Raw genomic sequence first — 21,714 nt, forward strand, 5'->3', positions numbered from 1 at the left:
AAATCCAAATTTGTAAAACTATATCTACAACATTTTTCTTTTTTGATTTTCAATGAATGCCTCTTTTCTTAGCCAGAGACAAATAATGTATATAAAATTCGGCTAAAGCCTTTTTCATCTCAAACAAAAAACCTCCAGTTAAAACTGGAGGCAGTTGATTTTATATTCAAAATAAAAATTCGGTATTAAAAGCATCAATGTTCCCCATACCCAATATCATCCATTTTACCGCTAAAAACGCGATATTGAATAATAAAGTAAATAATTACCAGAAACAAAGCGATAAAAAACCAGCTCAATCCGGCGCTTAATCCGTATTCATGAGCAGCGGTGTTGTAAATCGTTAACGACGGATTTACATTATTGGTTGATGGCAGAACATTCGGAAAAATCGAAACAGCTGTCGAAGCAAATCCGCCTACTAAAAATAAAGTTGAAAATATAAATCCGTGGCCGTCTTTTTTAAAGGAACGTACTTTAAATAAACCCGCAATGCCAACAAAAGTTAAAAGCGGGAAAAACCACAAAATAGGATTTTCAACAAAATTATGAAACGGTTTCGGCTCGATAAAATGCCAGATTTGTAATGATATACAAACTAAAACGAGCAAAACAATATTTAAGGCAAAAACCACTTTTCTAAGTTTTGGGTTCAACGATGAATTTGTTTTATAAATAATCCAGTTGGCACCGTGAATTGTTAGAGCAACCACACTCACAATTCCTAAGAAAAGCGTAAACCAGTCGATAATTCCTAATTCATTTGCCTGCGGACTAAAAGTCGGATTCCACAAAGGCAGAAAGAAAAAATGAGGTTCCTGAGTAGAAACGCCATTTTGAACCATTCCGAGATTGACACCGCGGACAATATTTCCTAAAGCGATTCCGAAGAATAAAGCCAAAAGCAGACTCGCAATCCCGAAAGCTTTATCCCAAATACTTTCCCACATAGGATTATGAATTTGCCCGCGCATTTCTAATCCGATGGCACGGAAAATCAAAAGCCATAAAATCATAATCAACGGCAGATAAAAACCGCTGAAAGAGGAAGCATATAAAGTTGGGAAAGCAAAAAATAAAACACCTCCGGCTGCAATAAGCCAGACTTCATTGGCATCCCAAAACGGACCAATGGCACTTGTAATTGCTTTTTTATCTTTTTCTGTATCAGCAAAAAATAAATGAATTATTCCTGCTCCAAAATCGTAGCCGTCTAAAACCAGATAAACAGCCAGGATTCCCATTAAAACTACGTACCAAAAAAATTCCATACTTATATTTTTTCTGATGAAAGGTCCACATTATGAGGTCCTTTATTAATAATTTTTCCAACTAAAAGCAAAAACAACATTCCCAGTAAAAGGTATAAACCAATAAAACCCAGTAATGTAAATAAGGTATTTCCGGATGAAACCGTTGGCGAAGCGCCGGCAGCAGTTCGCATTAAATTATAAACCAGCCACGGCTGTCTTCCTAATTCGGCCGTATACCAGCCTGTTGTATTGGCAATATATGGAAATGGCATCATAAACATTAAAGACCATAAAATCCATTTGGTTTGGAATAATTTCCCTCTGATTAATTGGAAAAGGGAAATAACCATTAATCCAATAAAAACCGTTCCAAGTCCTACCATAATATGATACGCATAATACAATCCCGAAATATTGGTTGGATGCAGATCTTCTTCAAACTGATCTAAACCTTTAATTTCCTGTTCCCAGTTTCCGTAAGTCAGGAAACTTAAAATATTAGGAACGGCAATTTTATTATCGAGTTTTTTGTCTTTTACATCGGGCTGTCCTATTAAAACAATTTCAGAACCTTTTTTCTCGGTATGAAAAATTCCTTCCATTGCAGCAAAAGTTACAGGCTGATATTTTACAACATTTTTAGCCAGTAAATCTCCGGTTGGAACTGCTACAATTACACTCGAAATAAGTCCGAAGATAACTCCCGTTTTTAGGAACAATTTCCCAAAAGAAACATTCTTCTGGCTCAAAATATAAAAAGCACCAATTCCTGCTACAACAAAAGAACTCGTAACTAAAGAAGCAGCCTGATTGTGTAAATAAGAAGGCCAAAGCCAAGGATTAAGGAATAAAGCCTGAAAATTAGTCAGAACAAATTTTCCGTTTTCGAGGATTTCATATCCAACAGGATTCTGCATCCAGGAATGTGTGGCTATAATTAAGTAACCGCTGGCCCAGGAGCCAATCATAATTAATAATCCGGTTACAAAATGCCATTTATGGCCAAGGAGTTTTTCTCCAAATAAAAATAATCCCAGAAAAGAGGATTCGAGAAAGAAAGAAAACATTCCTTCCATTGCGAGGGTCTGGCCTATGATTCCTCCGGTTAATTCGGAGAATTTTGCCCAGTTGGTTCCAAACTGAAATTCCATTGGAATTCCTGTTACCACACCCATTGCAAAATTGAGGGCAAAGATTTTCATCCAGAAATGGGTGGCGTGATTGTATTGTTCGTTATTAGTTTTTAAGTATTTCCATTTGAAGTAAACAATGATGAGTGAAAGACCCATTGTAAGCTGCGGAAAAAGATAATGAAAAGTAATGGTGAAGGCGAATTGCATTCGGTCATAAAAGAGCATTTCTTCCATAATGGTAATTTGTTTATGAAGTTCCACAAATTTAACCATTAGAACCCGAATTAACGCCCTTTAAAAAAAGTTTATCACCTGATATTTGTTAAACTTTTCAACAATTTAAAGGGTAAAAATGACACTTGCCATTTTTTGAGTTACATACAGTTTGTCATTTCTCCCTTTAGTCGAAATGACAATATTGCGTTTAGATTTACTTGCACAACATAACCCGTGGTTTCAACCACGGGAACACAATGCATATCATCATACGTTTCCTGCGGTTGAAACCGCAGGCTATGTTTGATTAGGTGGTTATTTTTGATTATTTTTCTAAGATACCTTTTTCAACGCTTTCGTTAATCAAACCTTCGGCGTAATTCCATAAAGATGTTGAACCATTTTTTATAACGCTCTTTTTCTCGTAAACCTTATTATACTTTACACCAAACTCTTTCCATGTTCCGCCATTGTTAGAAGTATTCTGCAATAAAGGTTCTAATCTGTCCATAGATCTGGCAAATTTAGCTTCGTTGGTTTCTCCGGCTTCAAATTCTTCCCAAATAGTTATAAAGTCTTCAGCTTGTTTTTTAGGCAGTAAACCAAAAATACGATTCGCTGCTAATCGTTCTTCATCTGTATTATCATGACTTTTTAACGTATCATACATGAAAACATCTCCAGCATCGATTTCTACAATGTCATGAATCAAAACCATTTTTACAACTTTCAAAACGTCAATAGGCTCATTAGAATGTTCTGCCAGAACAATTGCCATTAACGCCAGATGCCAGCTGTGTTCTGCATCATTTTCGCATCTGTCGCTGTTGAATAATTTTGTTTTGCGCTGAATGTATTTTACTTTATCAATTTCTTTTATAAAAGCAATTTGATCTAATAAGTCTTTTGTGTTCATTTTATTTTTTATTTTGAAATGACATTCGTCATATGCAAAATTAAAGCTTAAAGCGTAATTGCTCAATTTTAAATACACTTATATTAAAGCATATGGCAAAATCCGCATTATTTTACACAAAAACCTAATTTCTGTAACATTAGTCACCTATTTTTTTAAAAAACAAAACTACCTTTGTATCCCATCATTTTACAACACCTATCATGAAAATAGAACAAATTTACACCGGATGCTTAGCACAAGGTGCATATTATATCACTTCAAATGGCGAAGCGGCCATTATTGATCCGCTTAGAGAAATACAGCCTTATTTAGATCGTTTAGAACGCGACGGAGTAAAGCTGCAATATATTTTTGAAACGCATTTTCACGCTGATTTCGTTTCTGGACACGTTGATTTAAGCAAAGAAACCGGAGCGCCAATTGTTTACGGTCCAAATGCAGCCTGCGAATTTGACTGCATTTCTGCAAAAGACGGACAGGAATTTAAAGTTGGAAAAGTAACGATCAAAGTTTTGCACACTCCGGGACATACTATGGAGAGCACTACTTTTTTACTTATTGACGAAAATGGAAAAGATCACGCTATTTTCTCCGGAGATACTTTATTTATTGGCGATGTAGGCCGTCCGGATTTAGCTCAAAAAGCTTCTGGAATGACTCAGGATCAATTGGCGGGAATTTTATTTCATTCGTTAAGAGATAAAATCATGACGCTGGCTGATGATGTAATTGTATATCCTGCTCACGGTGCGGGAAGTGCCTGCGGAAAAAATATGAGTAAAGAAACGGTTTCGACTATTGGAAATCAAAAAGCTACAAATTATGCTTTGCGCTCTGATATGACCGAAGCAGAATTTATAAAAGAAGTTACTGACGGATTATTGCCTCCTCCGGCCTATTTTAGTATGAACGTTGCCATGAACAAACAAGGTTACGAAAGCTTTGAAACAGTTTTACATAACGGAATGAAGTCTATTAAAGCTGAAGAATTTGAGGCTGTGGCCGAAGAAACCGGGGCTTTAATTTTAGACACACGCAAAAGCGGTGATTTTGCCAAAGGATTTATTCCGCAGTCTATTAATATTGGAATCAACGGTGATTTTGCACCGTGGGTTGGAACTTTAATTGGAGACGTAAAACAACCTATTATATTAGTAACCGAAGCTGGCTTAGAAGAAGAAACCGTTACGCGCTTAAGCCGTGTAGGTTTTGACTCAATTATTGGGCATCTTGAAGGCGGTTTTGAAGCCTGGGAAAAAGCAGGTTTTGAAATTGATACGGTAAACCGAATTTCAGCAGAAGAATTTGCCGGGAAATTTAATATCAAAGAAGACAAGGTTATTGATGTCCGCAAGGAAACAGAATATGAGGCAGAACATATCGAAGATGCTTACAGTAAGCCTCTAGCTTATATTAATGACTGGGTGAAAGATATTAACCCAAATGAGCATTTTTTCCTGCATTGTGCCGGCGGTTACCGCAGTATGATTGCAGCTTCTATTCTTCAAGCACGCGGATTTAGAAATTTCAGCGAAGTTGACGGCGGTTTTGGAGCAATTTCTAAAACCAATATCCCAAAATCAGATTTTGTTTGTCAAAGTAAAGTATTAAAATAATTAAAGGTGCTAAGTTACTAAGACACTAAGGTTCTGAGGTTTTCAAACTTAGTATCTCAGGGCCTAAAAAAAATAAACCTTAGTAACTTTAGTATCTTAGCAACTTAGAACCTTATAAATATGCTAGAAATTATTAAAGAACCATGGCCTTGGTACGTAGCTGGCCCGCTAATTGGATTAACAGTTCCAATTTTATTAATTATCGGGAATAAATCTTTCGGGATTAGTTCGTCTCTGCGACATATTTGCGCGGCTTGTATTCCGTCGAATATTTCATTTTTTAAATACGACTGGAAAAAAGAAAGCTGGAATTTATTCTTTGTTTTCGGAATATTTCTGGGCGGTATAATCGCAGCGTATTTGTTATCTAATCCAAATCCGGTAGAAATTACTCCTGAACTTTCAGAACAATTGGCTTCTTACGGAATTACAGATCATACTGGTTTAGTTCCGGTACAGCTGTTTTCATGGGAAAGTTTGTTTACACTTCGCGGATTTATTATGATGGTCGTGGGCGGATTTTTAGTTGGTTTTGGAACACGTTATGCTGGCGGATGTACAAGCGGACATGCGATTATGGGAATATCAAATTTACAATGGCCTTCGGTTGTAGCTACAATTTGTTTTATGATTGGCGGTTTTGTAATGTCACTTTTGATTTTACCATATATTCTTTCACTTTAAAATTTTTAAAATGAGCAATTTAGAAAATAAAAATACAGACAGCGAAGGAATCAACGCAAGTCATAAAAAAGAAACAGCATTCGCAAACCTTAAATATTTAATCGTTGGAATCTTTTTCGGTATTGTATTCGTAAAAGCCGAAATCATCAGCTGGTTTCGTATTCAGGAAATGTTTCATTTGCAGTCATTCCACATGTATGGTGTAATTGGAAGTGCCGTTGCTGTTGGAGTAATTTCAGTATTTCTGATTAAAAAATTAAACATCAAAACCCTTCAGGGCGAAAAAATCGAAATTCAGCCTAAAACTTTCAATAAAGGACAAATCTACGGAGGCCTGATGTTTGGTTTTGGATGGGCAATTACAGGGGCTTGTCCAGGTCCTCTTTTTGCTCAAATTGGTACCGGAGCAACAGTAATCGTGGTAACTTTAGTAAGTGCCATTGCAGGAACTTGGGTTTATGGTTTGATAAAAGATAAACTGCCTCATTAATTTTTTATATAATCCAAAAAATGAATTCTACTCAACAATTAGTTTTACGAAAAGCAGTCATTTCTGAAATACCTGCTATTTGGGAAATATTGCAGGATGCAATTGAACAAAGAAGACTAGACGGAAGTACACAGTGGCAGGACGGTTATCCAAATGAGCTTACCATTAAAAATGACATTGAAAATGGTTATGGCTATGTGCTTACAGAAAATGAATCTATTTTATGTTATGCTGCTATTATTTTTGGTAAAGATCCTGCTTACGAAAATATCGAAGGCAAATGGCTTAGCGATGGTGATTATACTGTTGTACACCGCGTAGCAGTCTCGAAACTAGCAAAAGGAAAAGGAATTGCTACAAAATTATTTGAAAAAATTGAAGGCTTATCTATTGAAAATAACATTTACAGCATAAAAGTTGATACTAATTTTGATAATGTTCCAATGCTTAAAATTTTAGACAAATTGAAATATACTTATTGCGGTGAAGTCTATTTAAGAGGCTCTGCAAGAAAAGCATTTGAAAAACTGCTGCATTAAAATATAGTTCACAAAATATTCGATAACCCGACAGATTTTAAAAATTTGTCGGGTTTATTTTTTCACCATGCTTGAAACCTGAAGCCTAAAACAAATAAAAACCAGAAACTTTTTTCTTCATCAATTTTTAATTTCATTTCGTTAAGTTTGCTTTAAACAAAAAGTCCCGTAAAAAATATGAATCGTTCAGAGCAGTTACTAAAACTACAAAATACCGAAAATTGGGACGTAATAATTATAGGCGGAGGAGCCAGCGGTTTAGGAACCGCAATCGATGCTGCCAGCCGAGGCTATAAAACCATCTTACTTGAAGCTGTAGATTTTGCCAAAGGAACTTCCAGCAGAAGTACCAAATTAGTTCATGGAGGTGTACGATATTTGGCGCAGGGAGATGTACATTTAGTTAGAGAAGCATTAAAAGAGCGAGGTTTACTGGCACAAAATGCAAATCATTTGGTAAAAAATCAATCTTTTGTTATTCCAAATTACCATTGGCTAAGCGGTTACTTTTACACCATTGGATTAAAAATTTATGATCTATTATCAGGAGGTTTAAGTTTGGGGAGTTCTAAATATCTTTCAAAAAAGAAAACTATCGAAATGCTTCCAAATGTAGAAGAAGACGGACTTGTAAATGGTGTTATTTATCATGACGGGCAATTTGACGATTCTCGTTTGGCTGTAAATCTGGCTCAGACTGCGGTAGAAAACGGAGCTTGTGTTTTAAATTATACTAAGGTTGTTAATTTATTAAAGGATAATAACAATCAAATCACCGGCGTTCAGGCAGTTGATCAGGAAACCGGAATAAACTATAACATAAAAGGTGCAATTGTAATAAATGCAACAGGAGTTTTTACAAATGCCATCATGAAGCTAAACGATAAAGTTTACAAAAAATATATAGTGCCGAGTCAGGGAATTCATTTAGTATTTGATAAATCTTTTCTCCCGGGCGAACATGCTTTGATGATTCCAAAAACAAAAGATGGAAGAGTTTTATTTGCTGTTCCGTGGCACAATCACGTTGTAGTAGGCACAACCGACACTTTAATTAAAAAACAAAGTTTAGAACCTATTGCTTTAGAGAGCGAAATTGAATTTGTGCTTGAAACAGCGCAGCGATTCCTTGCCAAAAAACCAACAAGAGCCGATGTATTATCTGTTTTTGCAGGTCTGCGTCCGTTAGCAGCCCCAAAAGAAGAAGGCAAAAGCACGAAAGAAGTTTCCAGAAGTCATAAAATTATAGTTTCAGAAACTGGTTTAATAACCATAACAGGAGGAAAATGGACTACTTACCGAAAAATTGCCGAAGACATCATTGACAAAGCAATACTAAAAGGAAAACTTCCCAAAAAACCTTGTATTACGCAACACTTAAGCATTCACGGAAATAAACCTACGACGACTCTTGATAGAGAAGATCACTTATATATTTATGGTTCTGATATTGCAAAAATACTCCAGCTGCAAGAAGAAGAACCAGAATTAAAGGAAAAACTCCATCCTGATTATGAATTTACATTGGCAGAAATTGTTTGGGCTGTACGTTATGAAATGGCAAGAACTATAGATGATATTCTGGCAAGACGTGTTCGATTATTGTTTTTGAATGCCAGAGCTGCAATTGAAGTATCTGAAAAAACCGCAAGGGTAATTGCAAAAGAACTTGGACATGATGAAAATTGGATCGCTAAGGAAATTGCAGATTTTAAAGCGACAGCTAAAGGATTTTTTCTCTCAGAATTTCGATAAGCAGTTCAAAATCAAAGTATATTTAAACTCCCCTCTATTTATGGTTAAAAAAATTAGTCTTACAAAAATGCCTCAGCAATAAAAATACTTAAATTTGAATATTGTAGTTTAACTTTAAGTTAAATGTCAAAATATCAGCTATTTAAATTCAAAAAATAAATTAACTTTAGGCATTAATAATCAACTATTTATACGGTTGTTTTTCACATTAACAAATAATTAACAAAACACTTGTATATACAACTATTAAAAGTTATACATTTGTATATACAAATTATACACTTACGACTATGACAATTGAAGAGGTTATTAAGAGTACAGTTAAGATGGATAATGCGAAAAAAGTTATTCTGAACATTATGTACACACAAAATGTGATTCAGGATCATTTCAACGAGATAATGAAACCGTATGATTTGTCTGGAGAACAATATAATGTGCTGCGTATATTAAGAGGACAAAAAGGAAATCCTGCTAATATGTGTGTTATACAAGAACGTATGCTGGCAAAAACAAGTAATACAACACGATTAGTTGACAAATTATTACTAAAGGAACTAGTAACAAGAAACGTTTGTCCGGACAATCGCAGAAAGATTGAGGTGCTGATTACACAAAAAGGACTTGATGTTTTAAAAGAATTAGATCCCAAAGTAGATGCGCACGAGCGTGCATTTGCCGAGAATATAAGTACTGAAGAATTAGAATTATTAAATAAATTATTAGAAAAATACCGAACCCAACAAAATTAATATTATGAGCACATTATTAGACAATCTAAAATGGAGATATGCAACAAAGAAGTTTGATGCAACAAAAAAAATATCTGCTGCAGATTTAAATACTTTAAAAGAAGCTGTAAGATTAGCTGCTTCTTCATACGGATTACAACCTTATAAAGTAATTATTGTAGAAAATCCAGAAATTAGAGAAAAGTTAAAAGCAGCAGCTTATGGACAAACTCAAATTACTGATGCTTCTCAATTATTCATTTTTGCAAACGACTTAAATGCAGGACCAGAATCTGTTGCTGCTTATATTAAAAACATCAGCGAAACAAGAGGTGTTCCTGCTGAAGCTTTAGGCGGATTTGCTGATATGATGAATGGCGTAATTTCAAACTTATCACAAGAAGCTAAAAACATCTGGACAGCAAAACAAACTTATATTGCTTTAGGAACTTTATTAGCTGCTGCTGCAGAATTAAAAATCGACGCTACGCCAATGGAAGGATTCAATCCTGCTGCGTTTAACGAGATCTTAGGTTTCGATAAATTAGGTTTAAACGCTTCGGTTATTGCAACTGTAGGTTACAGACATGATGAGGACGATACGCAGCACTTCAAAAAAGTTAGAAAATCTCACGAGGAATTATTTATCACTATATAATTATTTACAAATCTAAATTCAATTTTAACAACATGAAAAATTTAAAAACAATTGCAATTGCATTATTCGTAGCTGCTGCTGGTATTTCAGTAAACGCACAAACTAAAAAAATCGACGTAAAAGCTTCTACTATTAAATGGGTAGGTAAAAAGGTAACTGGAGAACACTCAGGAACTGTAAACTTTAAAGACGGTGCTGTAGTTTTCAAAGGAAAAAAATTAACAGGCGGTTCATTTACTGTTGATATGACTTCATTAACAGCTACAGATTTAACTGGAGAATACCAAGGAAAATTAAACGGTCACTTAAAAGCTGACGATTTCTTTGGAACTGATAAATTCCCAACTTCTAAATTAGTTTTCAAAACTATTGGTGCTAAATCTGCTGACGTTTATACTGTAACTGCTGATTTAACTATTAAAGGAATTACTAAACCAGTAACTTTTGACATCACTGTAAACGGAAACACTGCAACAACTGCTTTCAAAGTTGACAGAACTAAATACGATATTAAATACAACTCTGGTAACTTCTTCGAAAACTTAGGAGACAAAACTATCAATGACGATTTCGAATTAGCTGTATCTTTAAAATTCTAATTAAGGCTTACTAATTTATATTATAAGAAAAACCCCGGCAGTTTGATTCTGCCGGGGTTTCTTTTTTTTATTACTTTTCAAAAAAATAACGTTCTTAATATTGTAATAACACTTTCATAACAACCATCCCCGTATTGATTAACATACGGCCTCTAATTTTGAGGAAAATAAAAACTCAAAAACTAGAAACTCAAAATTATAGTTATGAAAACAAAATTACGAATTGTATTTTTCGCTCTGATTACCAGCTTTTTTATACACGCACAACAACAGCCAAAAGGAATTATTGGAACTACAAACTGGATGAACAATTGGACAAATTTTAAACCAGCCATAAATGAATATAACGAAGCAACTAATATAATTGCCGGAACAATTGATAAAGATACCCGATTAGTAAAACGTAATACGTATCATTTAGTTGGTGTTGTGTATGTTACCAATAATGCAACTTTAACCATAGAACCAGGAACAGTAATTCGAGGCGACGATAAAACCTGCGGCACTCTTGTAATTACAAACGGAGCAAAAATTATGGCGGAAGGTCTTGAAACTGACCCAATTGTTTTTACATCAGAAAATGAAAAAAACAATAGAAAGCCAGGCGACTGGGGCGGAATTATTATTTTAGGAAAAGCGCCTATAAATACTTTGGGAGGCATCCACACTTTACCTTTTGACCTAGAACCAACCTTAAATCATTATGGAGGTCAGGATCCAGAAGATAATTCTGGAGTTATGAAATATATTAGAATTGAATATGCAGGACGAAAATTAAGTGCTTCTAAGGAATTAAACGGACTTTCTTTAGCCGGAGTGGGAAGAAAAACAGTTTTAAGCAACATTCAAATCAGTTTTTCAAATGATGATTCTTTTGAATGTTATGGAGGCGACTTGAATATGAGTAACTTAATCTCATACAGAACAACTGATGATGATTTTGATTTTACACAAGGTGCACAAATCAATATTACAAACAGTATTGCTGTTCGTCATCCGTTCTCATCAGACATTTCAGGATCAAGATGTTTTGAAGTAGATTCATACGATAAAGTTCAAAATACAGATATGAGCAAAAAAATGACAAAAATTAATGCTTCAAATATCACTTTAATAAATTTAGAAGAAAACAATCAGGGCTTGGTTAGAGAATCTATTTATGTAAGAGAAAATACATTTTTTAACTTAAACAATAGTATTGTTTCTGGTTTTTCGCCTTTTGTTTTATTAGAAGGAAACATTGGAAACGGAAATGAAAACTTAGCAAAAATGAGTTTTAAAAATACCATAGTTAACAATTGTAATGGAGGAATTACGAGCGAATCATCAAGTTCAGATGCATCAATTCAAAACTTTTACAATCCAAATTCTGGTCTTGAATACACAAAAATGAAAAATATAGAATTGTTTATAACGCCAAATATCAAAGGAAACCCAGATTTTAGAGCAAACGTAAACAACACGCTGGCAATTGGAAATTAAGCTTTTAGTCAAAAATTAGAATTTAAAATTTAACAAATTTCAAAGATTAGAAAAGTTTTTTTTGAAAATTTATGTATTCTAATTCAAATTACATTTATATCTTTGTCACATCAAAATAAAGAAATGAGAACAATAATGAACAATACTTGGTGGTGGAAGAATTTACGTCAAACGTCGTGAACGAAGCTTCCTATGGTATTTTCAAAACTATAAATATAAAAGGCTTGTCATCACGACAAGCCTTTTTTTTTGGCCGGAACTCTAACAGAAAAATATATTAAAACTAAAAAACAACATACATTGAAACCGTTTATACTCAACACACATTACAAACAAATTCTGGCAGATACCATTACGCCGGTAAGTATTTATTTTAAAATAAGAGATAAATTTCCAAATAGTTTATTGTTGGAAAGCAGTGATTATCACGGAAATGACAATAGTTTCTCGTACATCTGTTGTAATCCTATTGCAACAATAAAAATTGAAAACGAAACCATTTCAAAAACTTTTCCAGACGGAACTTCAGAGCAAAATACAATTGATGCTTCAACCAATATTCCAGAAGTAATTCAGGAGTTTTCGAATCAATTTAAATCAGAAAAAAACGACTTTAAATTCATCAATAATGGTTTATTCGGATACATTTCATATGATGCTGTCCGCTACTTCGAAAAAGTTTCAATTGCCAAAAAAGACAATGCAACTTCAATTCCTGATGTATTTTATGCGGTTTACCAAAACATCATTGCGATTAATCACTTTAAAAATGAAGCCTATATTTTCTGTCACAGTGTTGACGGAAGAAATAACATTTCTGAAATCGAACAATTATTGCAGTCAAGAAATATTGCTTTATACAAATTCACTAAAGAAGGTGAAGGTTTCTCTAACCTAACCGATGAAGAATTCAAACACAATGTAGCTTTAGCAAAAAAACACTGTTTTCGCGGCGACGTTTTTCAATTAGTTTTATCACGTCGTTTTACACAAGGTTTTAAAGGTGATGAATTTAATGTTTACAGAGCTTTACGAAGCATCAATCCTTCTCCTTACCTATTCTTTTTTGATTATGGAGATTTCAAAATATTTGGCTCTTCACCCGAAGCACAAATTATTGTAAAAAACAGAAAAGCCGAAATTCATCCAATTGCAGGAACTTTCAAAAGAACAGGAAATGATGAACGTGATGCGCTTTTAGCAAAAGAACTTTCTGAAGATAAAAAAGAAAACAGCGAACACGTAATGCTGGTAGATTTAGCCAGAAATGATTTAAGCCGCAACGGACATGATGTAAATGTAGAAAAATACAGAGAAGTTCAGTTTTTCTCTCATGTAATTCACTTAGTTTCAAAAGTTACAGGACATTTACATGACAAAGCTACAACTATGCAGGTCGTTGCAGATACTTTCCCGGCAGGAACATTAAGCGGTGCGCCTAAACACAGAGCGATGCAGTTGATTGAAGATTACGAAAAAACAAATCGTAATTTTTACGGAGGTGCAATTGGAGTAATGGATTTTGACGGAAACTTTAACCACGCGATTATGATTCGAACTTTCCTTTCAAAAAATCATCAATTGCATTGCCAGGCTGGTGCCGGAATTGTAGCCAGTTCTGACGAAGAAAGCGAAATGCAGGAAGTTTATAATAAATTAAGAGCCCTAAATACAGCGCTTGAAATGGCGGAGAAAATATAGTTTCAAGTTTTTTTGGTTTCAGGTTTCAAGTTGTTCGAACGTGAAACTTGGAAACCATGAACAATTAACCACAAACCATTAACTATAAATAATTATGAAAAAAGCAGTATCAATTTTAGTTTTAATCATTGCCATGACATCTTGTAATTCAGAGAAAAAACACAATCCGATTGAAGGAACCTGGCGTCTTATATCAGCAGAAACGACAGAAAAAGATTCAACTTTTTCTACTTTCAATTCAAAAACAAAAATGATTAAAATTATAAATGAAACACATTTTGCTTTTTTCAATCATGATTTAAATAATGGAAAAGATTCAACAAATGCAGTTTTCTTTGGCGGAGGCGGAAAATACACCTTAAAAGACAGCACATATACAGAAAATCTGGAGTTTTTCAATAACAGACAATGGGAAAACAACAAATTTGAATTTACAGTAAAAGTTAAAAACGACACATTGATTCAAAAAGGAATCGAAAAAATAGAAAAGTTAGGAGTAGATCGAATTATTACTGAAAAGTACGTTCGAGAGTAAAAAATAGTTTCAGGTTTAAAGTTTCAAGTTTCACGTTCCAATAACTTGAAACCTGAAACAAGGAAAACTTGAAACAAAACAAAAACACAATGAAAAAAATATTAGTTATAGACAATTACGATAGTTTCACTTATAATTTAGTACACTATCTTGAAGATTTAAACTGCGAAGTAACCGTTTACAGAAACGACGAATTTGAAATTGACGAAATCGCTTCTTTTGATAAAATATTACTTTCTCCTGGTCCCGGAATTCCAGATGAAGCAGGTTTACTAAAAGCGGTAATCGAAAAATACAGTCCAACCAAAAGTATTCTTGGAGTTTGTTTAGGACAACAGGCAATTGGAGAAGTTTTTGGCGGAACACTTTCTAATCTTGATAAAGTGTACCATGGAGTTGCTACAAATGTAAAAACGGTAGTTTCAGACGAAATTTTGTTTGAAAGTTTAGGAAATGAATTTGAAGTTGGAAGATATCATTCTTGGGTTGTTGATGCTAATTTACCTAATGATTTAGAAGCAACTTCGATAGACGAAAACGGGCAGATTATGTCTTTACGACACAAAAATTATGATGTTAGAGGCGTTCAGTTTCATCCGGAAAGTGTTTTAACACCAAAAGGAAAAAGGATTTTAGAGAATTGGATTAACAGCTAGTCGAAAGTTTTAAAGTCGAAAGTCATAAAGTCAAAAAAGGTCTTTCGCTATTTTAAAACTAAAAAACACAAGAAAAAAATGAATTACAAAGTCAAGGACTTTAAGACCTTCGACTTTAGACTTTAAGACTAAATTTCAATGAAAACTATATTAAACAAATTAATCAACCACGAAGTGCTTTCTAAAGAAGAAGCAAAACAAGTATTGATTAATATTTCAAGCGGACAATACAACCCAAGTCAGATCTCGGCATTTTTGACCGTATTTATGATGCGAAGCATTACGATTGACGAACTTTCTGGCTTTCGCGAAGCTTTATTAGAATTATGCATCCGTATCGATTTATCTGCATATAACACAATCGATTTATGCGGAACAGGCGGTGATGGAAAAGATACCTTTAATATTTCGACCTTAGCTTCTTTTGTAGCAGCAGGAGCTGGAATAAAAGTTGCCAAACACGGAAATTACGGTGTTTCTTCTATTTCAGGATCAAGCAACGTAATGGAAAAAATGGGAATTAAATTCAGCAACGATCCTTCATTTTTAGAAAAATGCATCGATCAGGCTGGAATCTGTGTTCTGCACGCTCCCCTATTTCACCCAGCAATGAAAAACGTTGGACCAATCAGAAAAGAACTGGCAGTAAAAACTTTCTTTAATATGTTAGGTCCAATGGTAAATCCATCATTTCCACAAAATCAGCTGGTCGGTGTTTTCAACTTAGAACTGGCAAGAATGTATGCGTATTTATACCAAAATACCAATGTAAATTTCACAATCCTGCATTCTCTTGATGGTTATGATGAAATTTCCCTAACCGGGCCAACAAAAATTATTACCAGCCACATGGAAGGAATGATAAAACCAGAAGATTTTGGCATTCGTCTTTTATCTCAATCTGAAATTGAAGGCGGAAAAACCATTGAAGAATCAGCCGAAATTTTCACCAATATTATTTCAAGAAAAGGAAACGAAGCACAAAATAATGTTGTTTGTGCCAATGCGGCAATGGCAATTGCAACAGTTACAAAATGTTCTCCTCAAGAAGGATTTGAATTAGCAAAAGAAAGTTTATTATCAGGAAAAGGATTAAAAGCTTTACAAAAATTACAGGAATTAAGCAGGTAAAAAATTGTTTCAAGTTTCAGGTTCCAAGTTTCAAGTTGTTGGAACGAACCTGAAACTTGAAACCTGAAACAAACAAAAAATGAATATTTTAGATAAAATAATAATAGATAAAAAACGAGAAGTTATTCTAAAGAAATCCATTATTCCGGTTTCTCAGCTGGAAGCTTCGGTGTTTTTTAATAAACAAACTATTTCTTTAAGTCAGAAATTAAAACAAAGCAATTCAGGAATTATAGCCGAACACAAACGTCGTTCACCTTCAAAATCAATCATCAACAACAATTTTACAGTTGAAGAAGTCGTAAAAGGATATGAAAATGCTGGTGCCTGCGGGATTTCGGTTTTAACAGACGGGAAATATTTTGGCGGCTCTTTAGACGATTTACTTTTAGCCAGAGCGAGCGTAAATATTCCACTTTTGCGAAAAGAATTTATTGTAGACGAATACCAAATTTTAGAAGCAAAAGCACACGGAGCCGATTTAATTCTATTAATCGCAGCGGTTTTAACCCGTGAAGAAATCAAATCTTTATCTGAATTTGCCAAAAAATTAGGTTTAGAAGTTTTACTGGAAGTTCACAATCAGGAAGAATTAGAAAAATCAATTATGCCAACTTTAGACATGATTGGCGTTAACAATAGAAACCTGAAAACTTTTGAAGTAAGTCTGGATTTCAGCAAAGAGTTAGCATCGCAAATTCCGGACGATTTTGTAAAAGTTTCAGAAAGCGGCATTTCATCAATAGAAGCCATTCAGGAACTAAAACCATACGGTTACAAAGGTTTCTTAATAGGAGAAAACTTCATGAAAACCGAAAACGCCGGTCAAGCAGCTGTTGACTTTATAAGTCAGCTGTAAGCTATAGGCTATAAGCTTTTAGCAAAAAGTAAATAAAAAAATCAGCACAAAGCAAAAAGCCTAAAGCCTATTGCTAAAGCTTAAAGCAGTATAAAAAAATGAAACTCAAAATATGCGGTATGAAATATCCTGAAAACATTCTCGAAGTAGGTGCACTCCTGCCCGATTATATGGGATTTATTTTCTGGGAAAAATCCGCGCGATATTTTAACGGAACCATTCCTGAACTTATAAAAACAGTCAAAAAAGTAGGTGTTTTTGTAAATCAAAGTCTGGAAGAAATTTTAGAAAAAGTCGTACAACACAATTTACAAGCCGTTCAGTTACACGGAAATGAATCCGTTGAATTTTTATCGGAACTAAAAAAACAATTATCAAAAAAAATCGAAATCATAAAAGTATTTTCAGCCGATGAAAATTTTGATTTTGAAATTATAAAACCTTTCGAACCATTCTGCGATTATTTTCTATTTGATACAAAAGGAAAACTACCCGGCGGTAATGGAACAACTTTCGACTGGAGCATATTAAAAAAATACAATTCGAAAAAGCCTTTCTTTTTAAGCGGCGGTATTGGAATGAAAGAATTAAAAGCCATCGAAGAAATTTCAAAAAGCAGTTTGCCTATTTATGCAGTCGATGTAAATAGTAAATTTGAAATTGAACCAGGGCTTAAAAACAGAAATTTATTTAGCAATTTCAAACGAAAATTTGATGTTGCCAACTTTTAAAATTTAAAAAAATGAGTTTTAACGTTAACGAAAAAGGATATTACGGGGAATTTGGAGGAGCTTACATTCCAGAAATGTTATATCCGAATGTAGAAGAACTACGCCAAAAATACTTAAGCATAATGGACGAACCTGATTTTAAGGCAGAGTTCAACCAATTGCTTAAAGATTATGTAGGACGCCCTAGTCCGCTGTATTTTGCAAAACGCTTATCAGAAAAATACAATACAAAGGTTTATCTAAAAAGAGAAGATTTAAACCATACCGGAGCACATAAAGTCAACAACACAATCGGGCAGATTTTATTAGCAAAACGTTTGGGTAAAAAAAGAATTATTGCCGAAACCGGTGCTGGTCAGCATGGTGTAGCAACAGCAACTGTCTGCGCTTTAATGGGAATCGAATGCATCGTTTATATGGGAGAAATTGACATTGCACGTCAGGCACCAAACGTTGCGCGTATGAAAATGCTTGGCGCAGAAGTTCGTCCGGCTCTTTCAGGTTCAAGAACCTTAAAAGATGCTACCAACGAAGCAATTCGTGATTGGATTAATAACCCTGTAGATACACATTATATCATTGGATCGGCAATTGGCCCGCATCCTTACCCTGATATGGTAACACGTTTTCAGAGTATTATTTCAGAAGAAATAAAATGGCAGTTAAAAGAAAAAGAAGGACGCGAAAATCCTGATTATGTTGTTGCCTGCATTGGCGGCGGAAGTAATGCCGCAGGAACGTATTATCACTTTCTGCACGAACCGAAAGTTGGAATTATTGCTGTTGAAGCTGCCGGAAAAGGTGTTGACAGCGGACACAGTGCTGCAACCAGTAAATTAGGAAAAGTTGGTGTTATTCACGGTTGTAAAACGCTGTTAATGCAGACTCCAGACGGACAAATTACTGAACCGTATTCGATTTCTGCCGGACTTGATTATCCTGGAGTTGGGCCTTTGCACGCACATTTAGCACAAACCGGGCGCGGCGAATTTTTCTCTGTAACAGATGATGATGCTATGAATGCTGGTTTGCAGCTGACAAAACTTGAAGGAATTATTCCTGCTATTGAAAGCGCTCATGCCTTTGCTGTTTTGGATCAGAAAAAATTCAAACCAGAAGATATTGTAGTGATCAGTCTTTCTGGACGTGGAGATAAAGATTTAGATAATTATATTGATTACTTTAAATTGTAATAAAAATTGTAATTTGGACGTTGGTTTTTAAAATCGCTAACGCAAACAATAACAAGAAAAATCATAATTATGGAACTATTATTTTCATACGGAACTTTAAGATCAAAACAAATTCAAATGCAGATTTTTAATAAAGTTTTAAGCGGAACACCAGACCAAATACTGGGTTTTAAACTTAAGAGTTTACAAATAGAAGAAGAATTTGGAATGGCAGATTATGTTGTTGCAGTACCAAGCGAAAATCTGGAAGACATTATACATGGTGTTGTTTTTGAAGTTTCTAGTCAAGAAATGTTAAAAGTAGATCAATTCGAGTCTAACTCATACAAAAGAGTTCAAGTAAAATTAAAATCAGGAAGAATTGCCTGGGTTTACACAGAAAACAAATAATTAAAAATGATTCTAGCGGCAGCACAGACCAAACCTAAACGAGGCAATATTGCTTCAAATTTATTAGACCATTACAAACTCATTGAATTGGCTGCTCAAAATGGAGCACAATTAATCGCTTTTCCTGAAATGTCGATTACAGGATATGAAAGAGAAAATGCTTTGGAACTGGCTTTCGCCGAAGATGATTACAGAATAGATCACCTGAAAGATTTAGCGACGGACAATAATATTATCATTATTGCCGGCGCTCCAATCTTAATTGAAAATCAGTTATTTATTGGTGAATTTATTATTTCTCCAAACGATTCGGTTTCTATTTACACGAAACAGTTTTTGCATGAAGGCGAAGATGAATTTTTCCAGTCTTCGTTTGACAATAATCCGATGATTACGATTGAAGATCAAAATATTTCATTTGCAATTTGTGCAGATATTGACAATCCGAAGCATCCTGAAAATGCAGAAAAAAATAATGTCGACATTTATATTGCCAGTATTTTCTTTTCTCCAAACGGAATCCCGAATGCTTACAGAGATTTAAAACATTATGCTGAAAAACATAAAATGAATGTTTTGATGTCGAATTTCAGCGGTGAATCTTGGGGTTCACCATCCGCTGGACAAAGTGCTTTCTGGAATAATAAAGGAGAATTGATCGGGCAAATGAATGATTCTGACTCTGGATTATTATTGGTTGAAAAACAAAATGATAATTGGACAAGTAAGGTTTTAAAATTTTAAAAAATTATATCAGAATTGGATAGATTACAAAGGTTTTTCTCGCAGATTTAGCAGATTTTATTAGATTTCATTAAAAAAAATCTGCGCGAATCAGCTTAAATCAATTTAAATCTGCGTGAAATATTTTTCAAATAAACTTAATATACCTACAAGGTTTTGAAAGCCTTGCAGTAGAAAAACATATCAAAATGAACAGAATAACTCAAAAATTACAAGAAGATAAAAAAATCCTTTCGATCTATTTTTCTGCGGGATATCCAAATTTAAATGATACCGTGCAGATTATTCAGGATTTAGAAAAAAACGGAGTTGATTTAATCGAAATTGGACTTCCTTTTAGTGATCCTTTGGCAGACGGACCAACTATTCAGGCGAGTTCTACACAGGCACTTCATAACGGAATGACAACTCAAATTCTTTTTGATCAGCTTCAAAACATCCGCGAAAGCGTAAAAATTCCATTAATCATTATGGGATATTTCAACCCGATGTTACAATACGGAGTTGAAGCTTTCTGTAAAAAATGTGCTGAAATTGGTATTGATGGTCTAATCATCCCAGATCTTCCGGTTGATGTTTATGCTGATGAATACAAAGCCATTTTCGAAAAATACGGTTTAATTAATGTATTCCTAATTACACCTCAAACTTCAGATGAGCGTATTCGTTTTATCGACAGCGTTTCAAACGGATTTATTTATATGGTAAGTTCTGCGAGTGTTACAGGATCACAAAGTGGTTTTGGAGATGTTCAGGAAACGTATTTTGAAAGAATTTCAAATCTAAATTTAAAAAATCCTCAAATTGTTGGTTTTGGAATTTCAAATAAAGAAACTTTTAACCAAGCCACTAAATATGCAAAAGGAGCTATTATTGGAAGTGCTTTTATCAAACATTTAAGCGAAAGCGGCAGTGGGAAAATTGAAGAGTTTGTTGGAGAAATTCGATAAATAGATTTTAAAAAATTAATGAAATATTTTAAAAGCCTCATATTTATAATAGCTCTCTTCTTAAATATGAGTTGTGATTTCAGTTGGGAAATTTCAGAGCTTTTTGTTCAAAAAATTGAAAATTCCTCAAAAGTTATTTATAAATATGATGCTTGGGGAGGACGCGATTCATACAAATTTGGATATGCTATTTTAGATTCAACCAATGTATTTGATGTTAACAATGTTGAATCATTACCTTTTCAATATTTTGAAAGCATACCAACAAAACAAAATATTTTTGGTGTTATCCCAGAAGAACTTGATGATCAAATAAATCCTAAAAAAATCTTTATACCTTTAAAAATTAAGGATAGTGACGAAAAAGGAATTAAAATTAGAGCTAAGATATTTCAAAATGAAGGTTTTGTACATAGAAGTCAAGGTTACAAACAATATCAATTTGAAGCATTTAAAGAATCTCGCGATAGTATTTTCTTTTATAATTTAAATGACATTAAGAGTTTAGAACCTGAACATTTAGACATTTTAAAATTCAAAAGGACAAATATTTTCATCAGGACTAAAACCTCAAATATTGTTTCTGCCATATCGATTGAAGATTTAAAACTATCTCAAAAAGATGAAATTATTTCTAATATCCGATATGACCTAACACCTAAAAACAAAACTAAAATTGAGTCATTTTCCAATATAGGGATTTTCAAACAAGTAAAGCTGCCTAAAGATTAATTGAAATATTAAGCCTG

General features: G+C 34.0%; 23 protein-coding genes. 20 read left to right on the top strand and 3 right to left on the bottom strand.

The genetic code is table 11. The features are described 5' to 3' along the window. Nucleotides 1-194: 194 nt before the first annotated feature. From cydB to PQ462_RS18080, 3 genes are all read right to left on the bottom strand, one after another. Nucleotides 195-1,271 carry a cytochrome d ubiquinol oxidase subunit II gene (gene cydB, locus PQ462_RS18070; protein WP_274251058.1) on the bottom strand — a complete coding sequence of 359 codons (1,077 nt, stop codon included), beginning with the start codon at nt 1,269-1,271 and terminating at the stop codon, nt 195-197. Between the two features lie 2 nt (nt 1,272-1,273). After that, nucleotides 1,274-2,620: a cytochrome ubiquinol oxidase subunit I gene (locus PQ462_RS18075; protein WP_274253731.1), complete on the bottom strand. Its 1,347-nt coding sequence runs from the start codon at nt 2,618-2,620 to the stop codon at nt 1,274-1,276. A 307-nt stretch (nt 2,621-2,927) separates the two neighbouring features. Beyond that, nucleotides 2,928-3,518, bottom strand: a complete 591-nt coding sequence (locus PQ462_RS18080; protein ID WP_274251059.1) for an HD domain-containing protein — start codon at nt 3,516-3,518, stop codon at nt 2,928-2,930. A gap of 203 nt (nt 3,519-3,721) precedes the next feature. Here PQ462_RS18080 and PQ462_RS18085 point away from each other — a divergent pair, with 203 nt between their 5' ends. From PQ462_RS18085 to PQ462_RS18180, 20 genes are all read left to right on the top strand, one after another. Next, nucleotides 3,722-5,137 (top strand): MBL fold metallo-hydrolase, encoded by a 1,416-nt coding sequence (locus tag PQ462_RS18085; protein ID WP_274251060.1) that lies wholly within the window; start codon nt 3,722-3,724, stop codon nt 5,135-5,137. A gap of 120 nt (nt 5,138-5,257) precedes the next feature. Beyond that, entirely contained in the window at nt 5,258-5,821 is a 564-nt protein-coding gene (locus PQ462_RS18090; protein WP_274251061.1) for a YeeE/YedE family protein, read from the top strand. A 10-nt stretch (nt 5,822-5,831) separates the two neighbouring features. Beyond that, nucleotides 5,832-6,311 carry a DUF6691 family protein gene (locus PQ462_RS18095; RefSeq protein ID WP_121360413.1) on the top strand — a complete coding sequence of 160 codons (480 nt, stop codon included), beginning with the start codon at nt 5,832-5,834 and terminating at the stop codon, nt 6,309-6,311. Between the two features lie 20 nt (nt 6,312-6,331). After that, entirely contained in the window at nt 6,332-6,850 is a 519-nt protein-coding gene (locus PQ462_RS18100) for a GNAT family N-acetyltransferase (protein ID WP_274251062.1), read from the top strand. A 177-nt stretch (nt 6,851-7,027) separates the two neighbouring features. Further along, nucleotides 7,028-8,605: a glycerol-3-phosphate dehydrogenase/oxidase gene (locus tag PQ462_RS18105; protein ID WP_274251063.1), complete on the top strand. Its 1,578-nt coding sequence runs from the start codon at nt 7,028-7,030 to the stop codon at nt 8,603-8,605. A gap of 290 nt (nt 8,606-8,895) precedes the next feature. Further along, on the top strand, nt 8,896-9,357 hold the full coding sequence (locus tag PQ462_RS18110; protein WP_274251064.1) for a MarR family winged helix-turn-helix transcriptional regulator: 462 nt from the start codon (nt 8,896-8,898) through the stop codon (nt 9,355-9,357). Between the two features lie 4 nt (nt 9,358-9,361). Further along, the gene (locus PQ462_RS18115; RefSeq protein ID WP_274251065.1) at nt 9,362-9,994 is read left to right on the top strand and encodes an NAD(P)H-dependent oxidoreductase; all 633 of its coding nucleotides are present in this window, start codon (nt 9,362-9,364) and stop codon (nt 9,992-9,994) included. 32 nt (nt 9,995-10,026) lie between these two features. Next, nucleotides 10,027-10,593, top strand: a complete 567-nt coding sequence (locus PQ462_RS18120; RefSeq protein ID WP_012026853.1) for a YceI family protein — start codon at nt 10,027-10,029, stop codon at nt 10,591-10,593. A 204-nt stretch (nt 10,594-10,797) separates the two neighbouring features. Then, nucleotides 10,798-12,075 (top strand): hypothetical protein, encoded by a 1,278-nt coding sequence (locus PQ462_RS18125; RefSeq protein WP_274251066.1) that lies wholly within the window; start codon nt 10,798-10,800, stop codon nt 12,073-12,075. A 300-nt stretch (nt 12,076-12,375) separates the two neighbouring features. Next, nucleotides 12,376-13,776 carry an anthranilate synthase component I family protein gene (locus tag PQ462_RS18130; protein WP_274251067.1) on the top strand — a complete coding sequence of 467 codons (1,401 nt, stop codon included), beginning with the start codon at nt 12,376-12,378 and terminating at the stop codon, nt 13,774-13,776. Between the two features lie 94 nt (nt 13,777-13,870). Further along, nucleotides 13,871-14,311: a hypothetical protein gene (locus PQ462_RS18135; protein WP_274251068.1), complete on the top strand. Its 441-nt coding sequence runs from the start codon at nt 13,871-13,873 to the stop codon at nt 14,309-14,311. An 89-nt stretch (nt 14,312-14,400) separates the two neighbouring features. Next, nucleotides 14,401-14,967 (top strand): anthranilate synthase component II, encoded by a 567-nt coding sequence (locus tag PQ462_RS18140; protein WP_274251069.1) that lies wholly within the window; start codon nt 14,401-14,403, stop codon nt 14,965-14,967. 138 nt (nt 14,968-15,105) lie between these two features. Continuing rightward, entirely contained in the window at nt 15,106-16,098 is a 993-nt protein-coding gene (gene trpD, locus PQ462_RS18145) for an anthranilate phosphoribosyltransferase (RefSeq protein ID WP_274251070.1), read from the top strand. Nucleotides 16,099-16,177: 79 nt separating this feature from the next. After that, complete coding sequence (trpC, locus tag PQ462_RS18150) at nt 16,178-16,957, top strand: indole-3-glycerol phosphate synthase TrpC (protein WP_274251071.1); 780 nt, start codon at nt 16,178-16,180, stop codon at nt 16,955-16,957. Nucleotides 16,958-17,055: 98 nt separating this feature from the next. Continuing rightward, on the top strand, nt 17,056-17,688 hold the full coding sequence (locus PQ462_RS18155; RefSeq protein WP_274251072.1) for a phosphoribosylanthranilate isomerase: 633 nt from the start codon (nt 17,056-17,058) through the stop codon (nt 17,686-17,688). Between the two features lie 11 nt (nt 17,689-17,699). Next, nucleotides 17,700-18,881 (top strand): tryptophan synthase subunit beta, encoded by a 1,182-nt coding sequence (trpB, locus tag PQ462_RS18160; protein ID WP_274251073.1) that lies wholly within the window; start codon nt 17,700-17,702, stop codon nt 18,879-18,881. A 69-nt stretch (nt 18,882-18,950) separates the two neighbouring features. Next, on the top strand, nt 18,951-19,271 hold the full coding sequence (locus PQ462_RS18165) for a gamma-glutamylcyclotransferase family protein (protein ID WP_012026862.1): 321 nt from the start codon (nt 18,951-18,953) through the stop codon (nt 19,269-19,271). A gap of 6 nt (nt 19,272-19,277) precedes the next feature. Continuing rightward, a complete protein-coding gene (locus PQ462_RS18170; RefSeq protein WP_012026863.1) occupies nt 19,278-20,015 on the top strand; it encodes a carbon-nitrogen hydrolase family protein in 738 nt (245 codons plus the stop codon). Nucleotides 20,016-20,203: 188 nt separating this feature from the next. Next, a complete protein-coding gene (trpA, locus tag PQ462_RS18175; RefSeq protein ID WP_121360405.1) occupies nt 20,204-20,965 on the top strand; it encodes a tryptophan synthase subunit alpha in 762 nt (253 codons plus the stop codon). A gap of 18 nt (nt 20,966-20,983) precedes the next feature. Further along, nucleotides 20,984-21,697, top strand: coding sequence for a hypothetical protein (locus PQ462_RS18180; protein ID WP_274251074.1), 714 nt, complete (start codon nt 20,984-20,986; stop codon nt 21,695-21,697). The last annotated feature ends 17 nt before the right edge of the window (nt 21,698-21,714 follow it).

Source organism: Flavobacterium sp. KACC 22758 (genome assembly GCF_028736135.1).
GTDB lineage: Bacteria > Bacteroidota > Bacteroidia > Flavobacteriales > Flavobacteriaceae > Flavobacterium > Flavobacterium johnsoniae.